General features: G+C 33.6%; 11 protein-coding genes. 5 read left to right on the top strand and 6 right to left on the bottom strand.

The genetic code is table 11. The features are described from left to right. Positions 1 to 147: 147 nt before the first annotated feature. A complete protein-coding gene (locus B0A66_RS20985; protein ID WP_089051809.1) occupies positions 148 to 2,271 on the bottom strand; it encodes an outer membrane beta-barrel family protein in 2,124 nt (707 codons plus the stop codon). A 584-nt stretch (positions 2,272 to 2,855) separates the two neighbouring features. Further along, positions 2,856 to 3,752 (bottom strand): gliding motility-associated ABC transporter ATP-binding subunit GldA, encoded by an 897-nt coding sequence (gene gldA / locus B0A66_RS20990; protein WP_089051810.1) that lies wholly within the window; start codon positions 3,750 to 3,752, stop codon positions 2,856 to 2,858. 147 nt (positions 3,753 to 3,899) lie between these two features. Between gldA and B0A66_RS20995 the strand changes: the two genes are divergently transcribed. The 3 genes from B0A66_RS20995 to B0A66_RS21005 all read left to right on the top strand — a co-directional run bounded on the left by B0A66_RS20995 (position 3,900) and on the right by B0A66_RS21005 (position 6,182). Next, positions 3,900 to 4,469, top strand: a complete 570-nt coding sequence (locus B0A66_RS20995) for an outer membrane beta-barrel protein (RefSeq protein ID WP_089051811.1) — start codon at positions 3,900 to 3,902, stop codon at positions 4,467 to 4,469. 61 nt (positions 4,470 to 4,530) lie between these two features. Further along, a complete protein-coding gene (locus tag B0A66_RS21000; RefSeq protein WP_244283565.1) occupies positions 4,531 to 4,752 on the top strand; it encodes an Lrp/AsnC ligand binding domain-containing protein in 222 nt (73 codons plus the stop codon). Between the two features lie 83 nt (positions 4,753 to 4,835). Continuing rightward, positions 4,836 to 6,182, top strand: a complete 1,347-nt coding sequence (locus B0A66_RS21005; protein ID WP_089051812.1) for a deoxyguanosinetriphosphate triphosphohydrolase — start codon at positions 4,836 to 4,838, stop codon at positions 6,180 to 6,182. Here B0A66_RS21005 and B0A66_RS21010 read toward each other — a convergent pair whose 3' ends face one another. The 4 genes from B0A66_RS21010 to B0A66_RS21025 all read right to left on the bottom strand — a co-directional run bounded on the left by B0A66_RS21010 (position 6,183) and on the right by B0A66_RS21025 (position 10,882). Next, complete coding sequence (locus B0A66_RS21010; RefSeq protein ID WP_089051813.1) at positions 6,183 to 7,187, bottom strand: DUF3078 domain-containing protein; 1,005 nt, start codon at positions 7,185 to 7,187, stop codon at positions 6,183 to 6,185. A 41-nt stretch (positions 7,188 to 7,228) separates the two neighbouring features. Next, complete coding sequence (locus B0A66_RS21015) at positions 7,229 to 9,016, bottom strand: 1-deoxy-D-xylulose-5-phosphate synthase (RefSeq protein WP_089051814.1); 1,788 nt, start codon at positions 9,014 to 9,016, stop codon at positions 7,229 to 7,231. A 77-nt stretch (positions 9,017 to 9,093) separates the two neighbouring features. Continuing rightward, positions 9,094 to 9,939, bottom strand: a complete 846-nt coding sequence (locus B0A66_RS21020) for an energy transducer TonB (protein WP_089051815.1) — start codon at positions 9,937 to 9,939, stop codon at positions 9,094 to 9,096. Between the two features lie 10 nt (positions 9,940 to 9,949). Further along, positions 9,950 to 10,882 (bottom strand): energy transducer TonB, encoded by a 933-nt coding sequence (locus B0A66_RS21025; protein ID WP_089051816.1) that lies wholly within the window; start codon positions 10,880 to 10,882, stop codon positions 9,950 to 9,952. A gap of 62 nt (positions 10,883 to 10,944) precedes the next feature. Between B0A66_RS21025 and B0A66_RS21030 the strand changes: the two genes are divergently transcribed. Both B0A66_RS21030 and B0A66_RS21035 read left to right on the top strand, forming a co-directional pair. Continuing rightward, positions 10,945 to 11,388 (top strand): nucleoside deaminase, encoded by a 444-nt coding sequence (locus B0A66_RS21030; RefSeq protein WP_089051817.1) that lies wholly within the window; start codon positions 10,945 to 10,947, stop codon positions 11,386 to 11,388. Positions 11,389 to 12,161: 773 nt separating this feature from the next. Next, positions 12,162 to 17,849, top strand: a complete 5,688-nt coding sequence (locus B0A66_RS21035) for an alpha-2-macroglobulin family protein (protein WP_089051818.1) — start codon at positions 12,162 to 12,164, stop codon at positions 17,847 to 17,849. Positions 17,850 to 18,165: the final 316 nt, after the last annotated feature.

An 18,165-nucleotide genomic window follows, 5' to 3' on the forward strand; every position in this document is an offset into this window, starting at 1 on the left:
AAAAAAAATAAAAAAATAAAGAGTAAAATTATTGTATGTAAGATTTTGTATTTCAGTATATCATATTAAATTACAACTTACAGTATACAATCACGTTATACAAAATCTAAAATCTAAAATNNAATCTAAAATCTGCAATCTAAAATCTTAAATCCTATACGTAAATGCGATAGTAGCAATTCGGTTATCTAAATCATATCTTTTGTTTAGAGCAGTTTGTCCGATAACAGAATTGATGTAAAAGTTATTGGTGTTTAAAATATCTGTCATATTCAGTTTGATATTCCCTTTATTAGACAAAACCTGTTTCGAGATGCCGATACTGAAATCAAAAAAAGCATCTCTCTTGTAAATCCCAAGATTAGATTTTGATTGGTATTGAGCATTTGCTTCGGCTTTCCACGTTTCACTAATTGTAAAAGAGTTCTGGGCGCTTAAATTTGCCGTCAGTATAGGATCAATTGTATCTGTATTTACCGCATTGCCCATAAATTTATTCTCAAAAATATTGAAAAGCGTACTCAAAGACCACCATTTATAAAATTCGGTTGTGTTTGTAATATTTACACCGTAATTAAATGATTTGTTTACGTTGATTTGTGAAGTAACAGTAGTGTTATTTTCAGGGTTGTAAACATAAACTTCTGTAAAAATATCTTTGGTTTTGCTAAAGTATACCGAAGCCATGAAAGCACTTTTCCAGGCATATCCAACTTCTGCAGCATGCGTAATTTCCGGAACCAGATTTGGATTTCCTTCTGAGTAATTAAAAGAGTCATCATAAAAACGGAACGGATTCAAATCGAATTGACTTGGTCTGTTTATTCTCTTGCTGTATGAAGCATGAAAGGAATTGTTAGTACTTAATTCGTACTTCATCGATATACTTGGAAACCATTTTAAATAATCATTTTTATGCTCTTGGTTTAATGTTTTTTGCAAAATAGTAATATCGGTATACTCCGTTCTTAAACCACCTTGAATATTGAATTTATCCAGTTGATATTTATAATTCGCGTAAGCAGCATAAATTTGTTCTTTATATTCAAAATGATTGGTCGAATTTACATCAACAATCCATTCGTTATTCTGATTGTATTCGTACACAGAAGGATTTTCATTGTTTTTTATACTTCCTTTAAATCCCCATTCCAGAGTTTGTTTCTCTTTTAATGGATTCACAAAATCTACCTTTCCGGTAAAAACTTTTAGTTGAGACGGAATAAAACCTCTTCTGTCATTGATTGTGTTAGCAACTGAAGGATCAACGTTAGAGGCACTCTGAAACTGATTTGATCTGAATTTAGACGTTTCATATTCAAAATCAAACGACATGTTTTTTCCTTCCGTATTAAATTTATGAACACCAGAAAAAGCATACGTATAGTCATTCCATTTCTCTTTACTGTCATTATAAGTAAAAGCATCAAACTGCATTTGATCCATTGCATTTAATAATGTGTTTCGTCCATTCGCCATATTTTCGTAGCGTCCGATTTTAGCATCAACATAAACCTCCAGATTGGTTTTAGGCGAAACTTCATACTGAGTTCCAATTTTAAAATTATTAGAAGTCAGTGGCTCATCTGTATTCGAATACTGAAAATTCTTTGTTGCGATTTGCTGTCTTGTATTGTCAGTATATTGTATTTGTTCGAATTTTTTACGTTCTTCTTCACCACGAAAAGTATAACTGTAGTTTCCGTACACGCCAAATTTATCTTTATTATAACTTAAATTCACTCCTGAATTAGTTCTGTTTTTTCGACCTCTTGCGTAGCTGGTAAAAGCAGTTCCTTTTAAGCCGCCAGCCGTTGGTTTTTTTAGAATAATGTTAATCATTCCAGCTTTTCCGGTAGCATCATATTTAGACGATGGATTCGTTATAACTTCAATTTGTTTTATATTTGATGATGTTGTAGACTTTAAATAATTGGCAAGTTCTTTTTGAGAAAGTTGCGTTAGTTTACCATTGATCATTACACCAACACCTTGTTGACCTCTAATGGATAATTCACCATCTTGTGATACTACAACACCCGGAGCGCGACTCAAAACGTCTAATGCCGTTCCACCTTCAGAGACAATACTGTTCTCGACATTAAAAACCATTCTGTCTGATTTTTGGGTATAAAGTACTTTCTTTTTTACGATAACAATTTCATCGAGTGCGTTTATAGAAGTTTCAACAATACTGTCCGTTTCTTTTTCAGTTTGAGAATAAGAGTAGACGGAAAAGGCGAGCATAAGCGAGGTTATAATATTTTTCATATTACTTTTTTAATGTGTGAGGGAATAAGCGAAACTTCAAACTCAGAAAGTTTGCGATTTCGGATTGATGTAGGATGTTTTGAGATTTACTTCAAAGAAATTTGTTCTACTTTATCAGAAAGGTTTTTTCGGAAACGCAGAATTCGATTAAATAGAATATATAAGGAAGTTTTTATGGCGCTAAACAAAGAGAACATTGGATTGTTTTTTGAAGTTTCAATTTTCAAATATAACACTATTTATATCAAGTCTAAATAAAAACAATGAACTATTTTTTGCTAATCTTTTAAAACGCTAATAATGAATGCTTTTAGAGAATTGTTAAATTAAGATTAGCGCAAGTTTTAAATGTTATTTAGCAAGTTTATTCTTAAGTATTCATGATATTGATGTTTCTGTTAATGTATAATCGCAATATGGCAATGTTTTTTAACAAATTTTAAAATAAATGTAATTTTAAAAGATACGATATCGTTTTTGTTGGCATTTGTTTAACGCTTACTTTGTGAAAATTGCGAAAAATGGAAATAAAAAAGCCTGTTTAAAATTTTAAACAGGCTTTCAAATGATATATAAGTGGAAACTTATTTCGTGATTTCTCTAAATATAGCTTCCAGATTTTTGTTTTTCTGATTTAATTGCAATGTTTTTAGCCCGTTTGCGGTTGCAAAATCAAATATAGCGGGGCGCATGTCTTTTTCCGTGGTAAAAGTAAGCTCCCACGTCATATCATGTGTATTTATGCATGAAGTAATGTTTTCAAGCTTATATAGCAGTTGTTCTTCTACTTTATAATCGAATTCTACTTCGATGATTTGTTGTGAGTCGGCAGCAATTAGGTTGTCTAATTTCTTATCTGCTACAATTTCTCCTTTGTCAATAATAATGACACGATCACAAATAGCTTCGACTTCCTGCATAATGTGAGTTGATAAAAAAACAGTTTTATTTTTACCTACATTCTTAATTACATTTCGTATTTCTATTAACTGATTGGGATCCAGTCCTGTAGTTGGCTCGTCAAGAATTAAGACATCGGGATTATGTAGTAAAGCATTGGCAAGTCCTACACGCTGGCGATATCCTTTAGATAACTGACCAATTTTTTTATGGCTTTCTGGTGTCAGTCCTGTCAGCTGAATCACTTCTTCAATTCGAGATTTGTCAACTTTATAAACATCAGCATTAAATTGCAGATATTCACGGATATACAATTCTAAATATAAAGGATTGTGTTCCGGTAAATAACCAATCGAACGCTGAACGGCCTTAGTGTTTGTCATGACATCGTGACCATTGACATGTGCAGTTCCTTCATCTGACAGTAAATAAGTTGTAAGTATTTTCATTAACGTCGATTTCCCTGCTCCATTTGGACCGAGAAAACCTACAATTTCACCTTTTTTTATGGAAAAAGAAATGGAGTTCAACGCTTTTTGAGTTCCGTAACTTTTTGATATACTGTTTACTTCTATCGACATAACTAATTTTATTTAATACAAAAGTAAAGGAAAAAAAATTCTATAGCTAAAGTTTTACACTTTAAACAAATCATAAAAAAAACTTAAAGAAAAATTCTGGTGGCATTGTTTTTGTTTGTGTCAGGTTCAATTATAAATTTATAAAACATGAAAAAATTTTTACTTATCGTTGCATTAGCAACATTTGGTTTCACAAATGCTCAAAAAGGAACAATCTTAGTTGGTGGTAGTGTAGGTTACACTTCTGAAAAAGAAAGCTTCCGTGGTTTTGAATCAAAAACTTCTTCAGTAGATTTTTCTCCAAAAGTTGGTTACCAATTCCACGATAGCTGGACTGCAGGTATCGAGACTTCTTTCGGTTCTACAAAAAGACCAGAAGAAGGATTCAACGGAGATATAGTTGAAGTAAAAACAAATACTACTAAAGTTGGTGCGTTTTTACGTTACACAGTACCATTCAGCGAATCTTTTGCTTTCTTTACTGAATTAGGGGCTGGTTACAAAGGTCAAAAAGTTGAAGATGTAAAACAAAATGGTATGTATGTAGGTATTACACCAGCTTTGTTCATCAACATGTCAAAAGGTTTTGGTTTAAACTTCAACATTGGAGGTTTAGGTTACAGTACTCTTAATTATCAAGATAACGGACCAAAAACTAACACTTTCGATTTTAACTTAGGAAAAGCATTTAACGTTGGAATTTCTAAAAACTTCTAATCGTTAATAAAGTTTATTTAAGGAAAGCGCCCCATTGGGGCGCTTTTTTTATGTAAAAAATGTGGGGCGCAATTTTGTAAAAGATATTGTAGCATTTCTCGAGATCATCGAATGTTATAATATTGCAGGTGATTATGATTTTATGCTAAAAATTCTTGTTGATGATATGACTAGTTATCAGGATTTTGTAATGAATAAACTATCAATAATTGAAAACATTGAAAATACAAACAGTATTTTTGTAATGGGAGAAATCAAACACAGCACCGCTTTAGAGTTTTAAAGCAGAAAAAATCTAAAATAAAATGTATTTTTGAAGTCTGGATGATACTTTAAAATCATCGGTCTAATATCTAAAATTGAAAAATGAACTGGGAACAACTTTTGTCACTTAAACGCCAAGGCGATACTTCTAAAAGATTACGTGTAGAACAAGACGATACCCGATTAGGATTTGAGGTGGATTATGACCGAATTATCTTTTCTGCCGCTTTTAGATCATTACAAGACAAAACCCAGGTCATCCCGCTTTCAAAAACAGATTTCGTACACACCAGATTAACACATAGTTTAGAAGTTTCGGTTGTAGGGCGTTCTTTAGGTCGTTTGGTAGGAAAAAAAATTATTGAAAAATATCCTTATTTAAAAGAAGTTCATGGTTATCACATGAATGATTTTGGTGCAATTGTAGCCGCTGCATCGCTGGCACATGATATAGGAAATCCACCATTTGGACATTCTGGCGAAAAAGCAATTGGGGAATATTTTTCGATAGGAAAAGGACAGAAGTATAAAGATCATCTTAAAGCTAAACAATGGCAGGATTTAATTGATTTTGAAGGAAATGCCAATGGTTTTTCAGTTCTTACCGCAAGTCGCCCGGGAATCGAAGGAGGACTTAGAATTTCGTATGCTACATTAGGGGCTTTTATGAAATATCCAAAAGAAAGCCTTCCTAAAAAACCAACCAACAATATTGCAGACAAAAAGTATGGTTTCTTTCAGACTGATAAAGCCTTTTTTGAAGAAGTAGCGGAAGATATGGGAATGATTGCCAATAAAACGGGAGAAGATATTGGTTTTGAAAGACATCCATTAGCGTATTTGGTAGAAGCTGCTGATGATATTTGTTACACAATAATTGATTTTGAAGATGGTATAAACCTAGGTTTGGTATCTGAAGATTATGCTTTAGAATATCTTATTAAGCTAGTGCAAAATAATATTGGAGGAACAAAGTACAACAACCTTCAAACAAAAGAAGACAGAATAAGTTATTTGCGTGCCTTGGCTATAAACAGCCTGATCAACGATGCAGTAGATGTTTTTATTGAAAATGAAGAAGCTATTCTGGCAGGTCAGTTTCCTTTTGCATTAACAGATAAAAGCAAATACAAAGCGCAGATGAATGATATCATAAAATTAAGTGTTGATAAAATCTATCAAAGCCGCGAAGTTATTGAGAAGGAAATTGTAGGCTATGAAATTATTCAGACCTTACTGGATAAATTTATTACAGCGTTTAATAACAAATATGAAGGAAAAGCATCGAATTATGATAATTTAATTTTGAAAATGTTGCCGGAAAAACACCATTTAGAAAAAACTAATTTATACGAACGTTTGCTTCATATTTGCCATTATGTATCGTTGTTAACAGACGGAAACGCTTTAGAGCTATTCGAAACAATTAACGGTAGAAAAAGCAATTAATTATTTGAAAGCATAAACAAGTCCAACGCCCAATACTTGTCTTAATTGGGCTCTTGGGCCATTATCTACTTGAGATTCTGTACCTGTTGTTGGATCTACAACATCTTTTTTCGATTGAATGTCGTCGTCATATATTATACGGATACCAATATTTGCTTTTACATAAGCATTAACCACAAGATCTAGACGGGTATCATAGTCAATATCAACATTTCCAAATTTGTGAAGATAATCGGTATATAATTGTAATCGGTTTTCAAAGAAGACATTTTTATATACCTCATTTTTCATGTGTCCCTCAAACAAAATACCAAATTCCGTCTTTACTTTCTGGCCTGGAGTAATCCATATTTTTTCGTCAGGATTTACAGGATCTGGTATGAATTCTCCTTTCCTAACACCAAAAGCTCCTTGATTAGCAAGGTCTTGATCAAGAACTAAGGTAGTCTTCAAAGTTACAGGAGAGAAGTAAAATTTACGGTCTTTTTCTTTGACTGCATTCTCCACCCCGGCTCCTAAAAATAAATAAGCTGGTGCAAATAATCTGGAGATTGGTTTGTCTACATTTGGATAATTGTATCCATTTGTAAACTGTGTATTAAAATTGAATTTGGCAGAATAGAACCAATTGGAAAGTGAATCTTTTCTAAAACCATACGTAGAGATGAATTTAACTTCATCATCGGTTTTTCTTAATTCCGTTTCTTCTTGTTTATTCAAACCATATTTTGCAAAAAGCTCATTACTCCATTTATTGTTTTTCTTGATGTAAGTTCTTGAAAATTCACCTTTAAACAATCCGGAAATAGAACTTGTACCCCCGGCATTCCAGTTGACAAAAGCAATTTGGGTAATATCTAAACCAACCACATTTTTTTTAGTCCAATTTGATGGTATTACAGGTAGTTCACCTGGATCTAAGGTAGTTCTAATGATGCTTTGAGCAGATATAGTAGCTGAAAAAATGAAAAGTAAAATTAATAAGGTAAATCTATATAATCTCATTAGTGTGACATTTTTGTTTCTTTTTTGACCTTGCAAAATAATTATTTTCCCTGATAAGAAAAAAGATTTGCTAAACTTTTAACGTCAATTTTACAGAATTGTTGTAATTGATCAACGGTTCCGTGTTCAATAAAGGTATCAGGAATACCTAAAATCTGGATTGAATTATTGAAGTTATTTGCTGCAGCAAATTCTAAAATAGCACTTCCAAATCCGCCATTTATTGTACCGTCTTCTACTGTAATAATAGTGTTAAAATCGGTTAGTATGTTATTTAATAATTTGAAATCTAAAGGTTTAATAAAAGGGAAGTCATAATGTGCAATTGTTTCCGGATTATTACATTCTGCCAATGCTAAAGTTACATTGTTGCCAATTGTACCTGTAGTTAAAATGGCGGTTTTTGTACCTGTTTTTAAGCACGTTGCTGCTCCAATTTTAATATTTTCATATTGTCTGAAATTTTCTACTTCCCAATTTGGGAGAACACCACGGCCTCTCGGATATCGAATGGCAATCGGATTTTTTAAGCCTAATTGTGCCGTATAAAGAATGTTTTGAAGCGCAATTTCATTCCTTGGTGCGTAAATAATTAAATTTGGGATAGCACGTAAATAAGCAATATCAAAAACGCCATGATGCGTTGCGCCATCTTCGCCAACCAGACCAGCACGATCTAAGCAAAAAATGACTGGTAAATTTTGTAATGCTACGTCGTGTATTACCTGATCATAAGCTCTTTGCAGAAAAGTCGAATAAATATTGCAATACACAATCATGCCCTGAGTTGCCATCCCGGCAGCAAGCGTTACGGCATGTTGTTCTGCAATTCCAACATCAAAGGCACGTTCCGGAATTTCGTCCATCATGAATTTTAAAGAACTTCCTGAGGGCATTGCAGGGGTTATACCAATAATTTTTTCATTTTTTCTCGCTAGATCTAAAATGGTTAAACCAAAAACATCCTGATATTTTGGAGGTAAATTTTCTTCTGCTTTTAAATGAATCTCTCCTGTAGCAGCATCAAATTTTCCGGGGGCATGATATTTTACCTGATTTTCTTCTGCCTGTTGAAGTCCTTTTCCTTTTGTCGTAACAATGTGAAGAAACTTTGGTCCTTTTATTTTCTTTAATCTTTTTAATTCTTTTATTAAAGCAGGAAAGTCGTGACCGTCAATCGGACCGGTATAATCAAAGTTTAAAGACTTGATCATATTATTTTGCTTTGGGTTTTTTCCGTTTTTAACCGAAGTTAAATACTGTTTCAAAGCACCCACACTAGGATCTATTCCAATCGCGTTATCATTTAAAACAACTAAAATATTAGCGTCAGTAACGCCGGCATGGTTCAAGCCTTCAAAAGCCATTCCGGATGCAATCGAAGCATCCCCAATAACAGCAATGTGTTGCTTGTTTGTATCTCCTTTTAGTTTAGAAGCAATAGCCATTCCGAGTGCGGCAGAAATAGAAGTGGAAGAGTGACCAACACCAAAAGTGTCATAAATACTTTCCGCTCTTTTAGGAAAACCGGAAATGCCACCAATTTGTCGGTTCGTATGAAAAATTTCTTTTCTTTCCGTCAATATTTTATGTCCGTATGCCTGATGTCCAACATCCCAAACCAACAAATCATCGGGAGTATTAAAAACATAATGCAAAGCAATTGTAAGTTCAATTACACCCAAACTGGCGCCCAAATGACCTTCTTTTACAGAAACAACATCAATAATAAACTGACGTAATTCCTGCGCAACCTGAGGCAATTCCGCTTCTGTTAACAAGCGTAAATCAGCTGGATTTTGTATGTTGGAAAGTAAGTTGCTTTTCATTGTAAAGTAAAAAGCGAATTTACGGTTTTAAATTTAAATTTATTACTAGTTAAAGACTAGATGTGATTGGGTTGATTTTATTTTTTAAAGGTAATTGGCAAATTATAAGTTGATCGCACAATTTGATTGTTTGCTTTTCCCGGAATCCATTTTGGACCTGTTTTTAAAACTCTAATTACTTCCTCTTCATTTGCATTGAATGTATTTCTAACGACTTCAAAATTGCTCAGACTTCCATCTTTTTCTACAACAAACGAAATGAATACTCGCCCTTCGTGATCTTCTATTTTAGACGCGTCAATATAATTGTTGTGGAAATACGCGTAGAATTTTTCGAATCCGTATTCAGGAGTAGGTAAAACTTCTAAATCATGAGATTTAAAAATAGCTTCGTAATCAATAGGTTTTTCGGGTTGCTCCGTATAGTCTTCTACAATTATTTCCCCTGTAGTTCTGTAGATTACAGATTCAGGTATAGATGGAGTTGGTGGATTTACCGGGGGGACTTTTATTTTTACAGTATCTTTATTTGAAGTGATTTTTAACGCTATGCTATCTTTTATAACTTCTATTTTGTCAATTTTTTGTTTCTTACCTTCTTTGTCCTGACAACTAAATAAAGTAGTACCCATAGCAACAAACAAGGCTAATAGAAACATCTTATGATAACTTGTTTGTGTGTATAAAACGTGATTCGGAATTTGAATAATTAAACGTTCTAATTGCTCAGTTTTAAAACTCCCGCAGATTTTTTTATTTTTATTTTGAATGATAAAACGCTGTATTTCATCTGCGGACATCGTAGAGAAATCTATAACTGTTTTAGAACAATGCATACAGAAGCGCCCCTCTTTATTTGGAGTCATTTCATTCCAATCTTCATTACAGGATTCGGGAATTGTTATTTTGTATTTCTTTTGCATTTGCTCTTTACTAGTTTATCTGACTTATGCTTTCATTACGCTCATTAATAAAAGCAATAGAGCTAATTTTGGAAAGCTTTCTGTTTCTTCTTTCAGGATTAAGACTGTCTTTTTCTATCATAATTTTTAGTCTCATCACGGTAATATTTCCTTTTTCGTTAACACCAGGCTTCCATTTTTTAGAAAGCTGCAAAGTTCTAATAATCTCTTCTCCGGTTTCATGCCCGATATTATCAAAAACTTTAATTTGATTAGGAATACCATCTTTATCGATTACAAATGACACCTCAATTTCTCCGGTAAGTTTTTTTGCTTTTTTCGGAATTTTAAATTCATTTTTAAGAAGACTATAAAATTTTTCATTTCCGCCGGGATATTCAGGTAACTTTTCAATGTAACAAATAGGATAAGTATCAAGAGCTGGAGTTCCAGTAATGTAAGTATCATAATATGGTCTTGGTCCTTCTACAAAGTTTACTACATCGGGCATTGCTTTAATATCTTCAAATATCATAGGATTCGGTCTGTCGTCCAGGCTATCTATTTCAGTTTGTAATGGAATCGCTTTTTTAATATCTTCTACCACTTCTATTTTTTCAATAGTTACTTTATTTCCTTCATTATCAGCACAGCTAAACAAAGTTGTTCCCATTGTGATAAACAATGCTAATAAAAACATCTTGTGATAACTTGTTTGTGTGTATAAAATACGACTCGGAATCTGAATTATTATAGCGTCTAATTGCGATTTTTTAAACCTTCCACAGATTTTTTTGTTCTGATTTTCAATAAAAAAACGCTGTATTTCATCTGCTGACATTGCAGAAAAATCAGTAACAGTTTTTGAACAATTCATGCAAAAACGTCCCTCTTTATTTGGAGTCATTTTATTCCAATCTTCTTGGCAGGGTTCGGCAATTGTTATTTTGTAATGATTGTTCATAGGTTTCAGATGAAAAAATAAATGTAATAAAAATTAGCTTGTAAAATCTTATTTTTGCAATTATGATAAATCCCTTCACCGACGAGTATTTTATGAAAAAAGCTTTGCAGCAAGCAGAGATGGCCTTTGATAAAGGAGAGATTCCTGTAGGCGCTGTTATTGTTGTTGCTAATAGAATAATTGCAAGCAGTCATAATTTAACTGAATTACTAAATGATGTTACAGCGCATGCTGAAATGCAATCGATAACTGCTGCCGCAAATTATCTGGGCGGTAAATATTTAAAAGATTGCACCTTGTATGTTACATTAGAACCTTGTCAGATGTGTGCAGGAGCACTATATTGGAGTCAGATTTCAAAAATTGTTTTCGGAGCCCGTGATGAACAGCGTGGTTTCATGACAATGGGAACACAATTGCATCCTAAAACTACTGTCGTATCCGGAATAATGGCAAATGAAGCTGCTGATCTGATGAAACGTTTTTTTATAGAAAGGCGTAAATAATTTTAAAAGAGGTAAGTCATATATAAACATACGATCACCATGAAGGAATTGAAACATACTATATTGTAAAAAGTGTTTTCAGTGAAACCTTTTTTTGAAAGTAATATTTTTAAACTTATAGCTATTGAGAGAAGTAGTGTGCAGCAACAATAAAAAAGCATTCCATTACTACTTAAATTGCTAGAAAGATTACTTGTGTAATCAGTATTTTTTGATTTGACTGTTGTTACCGATTTAAATAATAAAGAATATGAAAGTTCTACATCGCTCTCCTCGATGTAGTTCTTTGGTGTTGAAAAAGTGAATCCCTTTTCTGTGTAATAATGACAAGATACTGTTTGAGGATTATTGTTATTTTTCCCCCGTGAAGTTTTAATCATATAATGCGTTATTATATCCGTGGTTTTGGAGCTTGGTAAGACATAATAATCTAGAAAACCTAGTGAGATGCAAAATGTTATAAAAGCTAAAAGGTATATAATTATTGACTTGTTTTGTACAATGAATTCATTTTCAGTAGAATATTTATGTAGTTTATTTGGCATATTTCGGACTATTAAAATGGACGAAATTTAGCACGAAATTTACTTGTTTTTTGTAAAAATAAGACAAAAAATTAATAATAATTATTAACGAATTTCTTGCTAAAACATTCATAAAAAAGACATATTTTTACCAGCATATGTCGGGCATTTTATAGATTATATTTTAAAATTCTCAAATGCTATATTCTCATATAAAGTTGTATTTGTAACAATTAACTCCATATTAAAGTGAAGACAAAAGGATTAGTTTACGCGTTTATTACGTTTTTTATTTTTCAGGCCTGTACCAAAAAAACAGATTTTAATTCTGATTTAGCATTATTCAAAGAATACATTATCAGTTTTACTGGTGGGATTATTTCTTCAGGATCAGACATACGGGTAGTCTTGGCCTTCGATAAAAAAGAATGGAAAGTTAATCAGGTTTTAGATAACGACTTATTTGATATTTCTCCAAGTGTAGATGGTAAGGTAGTTGCTTTGTCTAGCAATACAGTGGCTTTTATACCGGAAAAGAAATTAAAATCAGGAACAGATTATCAGGTGACTTTACACTTAGATAAGTTGATTACATTGCCAAAAGAGAAAGAAAAACAACTTTCAGATTTCAATTTTACAGTAAAAACAATCAAGCAGGATTTTATCGTAGAAACTCTGGATATTCAATCGTACAGTAAAGAATATCAATATCTGAATTGTATACTAAAAACAGCAGATAACATAGATCTGGAAACAGCAACTAAGCTGGTTGAGGCAAAACAAAACGGAAACGGATTAAAAATTAAGTTTGATAAAACCTCAAATTCCGGTAAAGAATTCCGATTTATTGTAGATAGTATCCAACGATTTTCGGCAGTATCCAATGTTGAAATCATATATGATGGTGAAGAATTTGATATAGATCAGAAAGGTCAGATTGATTTTCCAATTACCAGTATCGATGAATTCAAAGTTGTAAGTGTAGAAGTCCAGGAAGGGACTAATCAATCTGTTCATATTAGTTTTTCTGAACCTTTAGAAAAAGGACAGGACTTTAAAGGATTGGTCGCTATTGAGAACACCAATAATCTTAAATTTTCGACGCAGGGTAATATTCTGAAAGTTTATTTTAGTAATGAAAAACCAGTCAAGGAGACTGTTCATGAAGTACAAGTTAGATCTGAGGTAGAAGCCGTAGCCGTTGATTCTTCAAGTACAGTTACAGAAGAAGCAAATATAGGCATTGATAGTGTTGCGGTAGCCGTTCCTGTAGTTGAAGTGCAGGAGGAAACTGCAGTAGAAGAGCCCGCAAACATACTGACCGGCGAATTGCTGCTCGAAATTTTTCAGGGAATAGAAAGTCAATATGGTAAAAAGATGGCAGAGAATTATTCGCAGAAAATTTCTTTTGAGCAGTTAAAACCAAGTGTTCGATTCGTTAAAAACGGAACTATATTGCCAAGTTCAAATAATTTGAAGCTAAATTTTGAAGCTGTAAATCTAAAAGCAGTAGATGTTAAGGTATACAAAATCTATAAAAATAACATTCTGCAATTCCTTCAATATAATGAATTAAATGGCAGTCAAAATCTTAAAAAAGTAGGGCAGCCTGTAGCAAAAACTACACTTGATTTAAAAGAAAGTTCATTATCTAATCTTAGTAAATGGAACACATTTGCTCTGGATTTATCTAAAATAATTACACCGGAGCCAGGAGCAATTTACAGAGTAGAATTTATTTATAAAAAAGCCTATTCACTTTACAAATGCGATGGTTCGGAAGAGGAGCTAACACCGGAAGAGGAGGAAGAAGTTGATGAAAACGATGTTAATTACAGTGGAAACTCGTATGACGACTATGGTGATTATTACGATTATGATTGGAGAGAAAGTGAAAATCCGTGTTCAAACTCCTATTATTACAGTGCAAAAATAGCAACCAATATTCTGGCATCTGATTTGGGTGTAATTGCTAAAAGAGGTGAAAACAAATCGTATCTGTTTGCAGTAAATAATATTGTTACCACAGAACCAGTATCAAAGGCAAAAGTCGAATTGTATACTTATCAGCAACAAAAAATAGCAACAGAATCTACAGACAGCGACGGTATTGCATCATTTAAATTAGACAAGTTTGCTTATTTTGCCATTATTACATTAGAAGATCAGGCTACTTATGTAAAATTAGACGATGGTACTTCATTGTCAGTAAGTAATTTTGATGTGTCAGGTGAAAAACTTCAAAAAGGGCTTAAAGGATATATTTACGGAGAACGCGGTGTTTGGCGTCCTGGAGATAATTTGTATTTGTCTTTTATACTGAACGATGTTGCTAACAAGCTGCCAAAAACACATCCAATAAAGTTTAGATTGAATGATCCAAATGGAAAAACGACCTATCAGACCGTTCAAAGAACAAACGATTTAAATCATTATTCTTTTATTGTTCCAACCGATGCTGATGCTCCAACAGGAAATTGGGAAGCGCTGGTAAGCGTTGGAGGCGCAAAATTTTATAAGAGCATTAAAATTGAAACCATAAAGCCAAATCGTTTAAAAATTAAAAATAATTTCAAACGAGCGATACTTTCTGCGTCTTATCCGAATACAAGTAATCTTGAAGTTACTTGGCTTCATGGCGCTATAGCAAAGAATTTGAATGTGGAGATGCAAGGAAAGTTTACGCAGCAGGCTACCACTTTTAAAGGATATGAAAAATATGCTTTTGATGATTTAGCGCGACAATTTAGCAGCGAAGAGATTAATATTTTCTCTGGTAAATTAAACGAAAGCGGAAAAGCGACCGTTAACATCGAACCTAAATTACAAGGTCAGGCGCCGGGAATGCTTCGTGCTTCTTTTATAACAAAAGTATATGAAGAAGGTGGAGATTTTAGTACCGATGTGATTTCAACAACGTATTCTCCTTATAAAACCTATGTGGGAATAAAATCACCTGAGCCAAATAAATATGGCATGCTGGAAACCAGAACGATGAATAGATTTGATATCGTAACCTTAGATGAAAACGGAAGACCAAAAGCAGTTAGAAATCTGGAAGTAAAAGTGTATAAGGTAGACTGGAGATGGTGGTGGGATGCTTCTAGTGATAATTTATCCAATTATAATTCATCAAGTGCTACGACTTCTTATAAAACATATCGTATTGATACCAATTCAAGCGGGAAAGGAAGTATTCAATTCTCATTGCAAGATGAAGAATGGGGACGTTACTTAATTCGCGTTTCAGATGAAAATGATGGACATGCAACTTCGTTAACCGTAAATATCGATTGGCCAATCTGGTCAGGAAAAACCAGAAACAGAGATGCTTCATCAGCGAATATGCTTGTTTTTTCTACAGATAAGAAAAATTACGCAGTAGGTGAGACAGCTCAGATTTCTTTCCCTTCAAGTGTGGGAGGACGTGCTTTAGTTTCAATAGAAAATGGATCTCAGGTTGTAGAAACACTTTGGGCAGAAACAAAAGAAGGAGAAACGAAAGTTAATATCCCGATTACTGCTGCAATGGCGCCAAACGTATATTTTAATATTACGCTTTTGCAGCCGCATGCATCCACTAAAAATGATTCTCCAATTCGTATGTACGGTATTGTACCTATAGAAGTTGTCGATAAAAACACCATTTTGGCACCTACAATAGAAATGCCGGACGTGCTAAAACCAGAGCAATCTTTTACCGTAAAAGTAGGAGAGAAAACAGGCAAAGCAATGACGTATACTATTGCTGTAGTCGACGAAGGACTATTAGACTTAACACGTTTTAAAACACCAAATGCCTGGGGAAGTTTTTACGTACGTGAAGCTTTGGGGGTAAAAACCTGGGATATATACGACGATGTTATTGGAGCTTACGGAGGAAAAATCAATCAGATTTTCAGTATTGGTGGAGACCAGGATTTGGGTGGCGGAAAAGCCAAAAAAGCCAACCGCTTTAAACCAGTTGTGCTGTATTACGGACCGTATAAATTGGACAAAGGAGATACAAAAACACATCAGCTTAAGTTACCAAAATATATTGGATCTGTTCGTACTATGGTTGTGGCAGGAGATGCTGCTACAAGTGCATACGGAAGTGTAGAAAAAGCTACTCCAGTTAGAAGTCCTTTGATGGTATTGGCTTCGTTACCAAGAAAAATTTCACCTTCAGAAAAAGTAACCATTCCGGTTACTGTTTTTGCAATGGAGAAACACGTTAAAAATGTTACTGTTCAAATTAAAACCAGCAGCGGACTAAAAGTTATAGGAAGCAGTACACAAGGCTTGACGTTTGCACAGCCCGATGAGAAAATGGCGTACTTTAATCTTGCGGTTGGAAGCGCTACAGGAATTGCTAAAGTGCAGATTATTGCAACTTCAGGAAAAGAAAAATCGGTTTATGATGTTGAGATTGATATGACCAACCCGAATCCGGTAACAAGTACTTTTACAGATGTTATTTTAGAACCAAATAGCTCTAAAACAATCAGCTGGAAAACTTTTGGAGTTTCGGGAAGCAATAAAGCGAAATTAGAAGTTTCATCAATGCCAACCATTAACTTAAACGGACGCTTACAATATCTGATCCAATATCCTCACGGATGCGTGGAGCAAACAACATCATCTGTATTCCCTCAGTTATTTTTAAGTGATGTAATGGATATTGATGCAACACGTCAGCAGCTTATTCAAAAAAATGTAGCAGCAGGAATAAATAGACTAGGAAGTTTTCAGTTATCAAATGGTGGACTTTCGTACTGGCAGGGAAATACAACTGCAGACGATTGGGGAACATCCTATGCAGGGCATTTCATGATTGAAGCAGAGAAAAAAGGTTACGCATTGCCAATTAATTTCAAATCAAAATGGCTTTCGTATCAGCAAAAAGAAGCCAAACAATGGCGATTTGAACCAAAGTATGGTAATGATTTAGCACAGTCTTATAGATTGTATACATTGGCATTAGCAGGAAATGCAGATTTGTCTTCGATGAACAGATTGCGTGAAACCAAAGGTATTTCGAATGAAAGCAAATTGCGTTTAGCGGCATCGTATGTTTTAGCAGGACAAAAATCAGCAGGTCAGAATTTGTTTTTACATAGTAAAATCGAAGAAGAATCAGATGGTTACAGTTATTATTACTATGGTTCAAGTGAGAGAAACAGAGCGATGGCACTTGAAACAATGTTATTGTTAGGACAAAAACAAAAATCATTTGAAATTGCTCAAAAATTAGCCAAGCAAATGTCAGATAACCGTTGGATGAGTACACAAACAACGGCTTATTGCTTGTATGCAATGTCTAAGTTTGCCTTGAATAATGGTCCAAAAGGAATCGATATTCAATTTACTAAAGATGGTAAAGCGCAAACGATAAACACACAAAAAACAATTGCAGATAAGAGCCTTGTTGTTAAAACTGGTAATAATAGTATCACTTTAAGAAATAACAAAAAGAACACGATTTATGTACGTTTATTAAACACAGGAATTTTGCCAATTGGAGAAGAAAATGTAGTACAGAGCAATGTATCGGCAAAAATTGTTTTCAAAAACAGAAAAGGAGCTACAATTAACGTTTCCAGAATTAATCAGGGAACAGAATTTATTGCTGAGGTAACCGTTAAAAATCAAAGAAATGAGCGTGTAGAAAATGTAGCATTGTCTCAGATTCTGCCATCTGGATTCGAAATTGTAAATACGCGTTTTACAGATTATGGGGATGCTGTGAACAATATTGCAGATTATATCGACATACGCGATGACCGAACTAATTTCTATTTTGGTATGAAAGCAGGAGAAACAAAAGTTTTCCGAATCTTACTAAACGCATCTTATTTAGGTAATTATTATTTGCCTGGATTACAATGCGAAGCCATGTATGACAATACATTCCTGGCCAGAACAAAAGGATTCTGGGTTGAGGTAGTGAAATAATAATTTTTGAAAAGAGTATATCCTAGCAGGTTTCCAAAACCTGTTGGTATTATTGTAGGATTAGTTAAGAGACAGGCTTTAAATAGCAAACAAAAAATTAGATATCTAATAGGTTTTGGAAACCTGTTAGGATATGCAGAATAAAGATGGTGAGGTATCAATTTTAATTTTCTAACAGGTTTCCAAAATCTATTAGGTATATTGTAGGGTTAGCTAAGAAAGGAATTGTAAAAAAGCAAACAAAATAATTAGATACCTAACAGGTTTTGGAAACCTGTTAGGATAAGTATATAATAAAGATGCTGAGGTATCAATT

Source organism: Flavobacterium hercynium (genome assembly GCF_002217285.1).
GTDB classification, from domain to species: domain Bacteria; phylum Bacteroidota; class Bacteroidia; order Flavobacteriales; family Flavobacteriaceae; genus Flavobacterium; species Flavobacterium hercynium.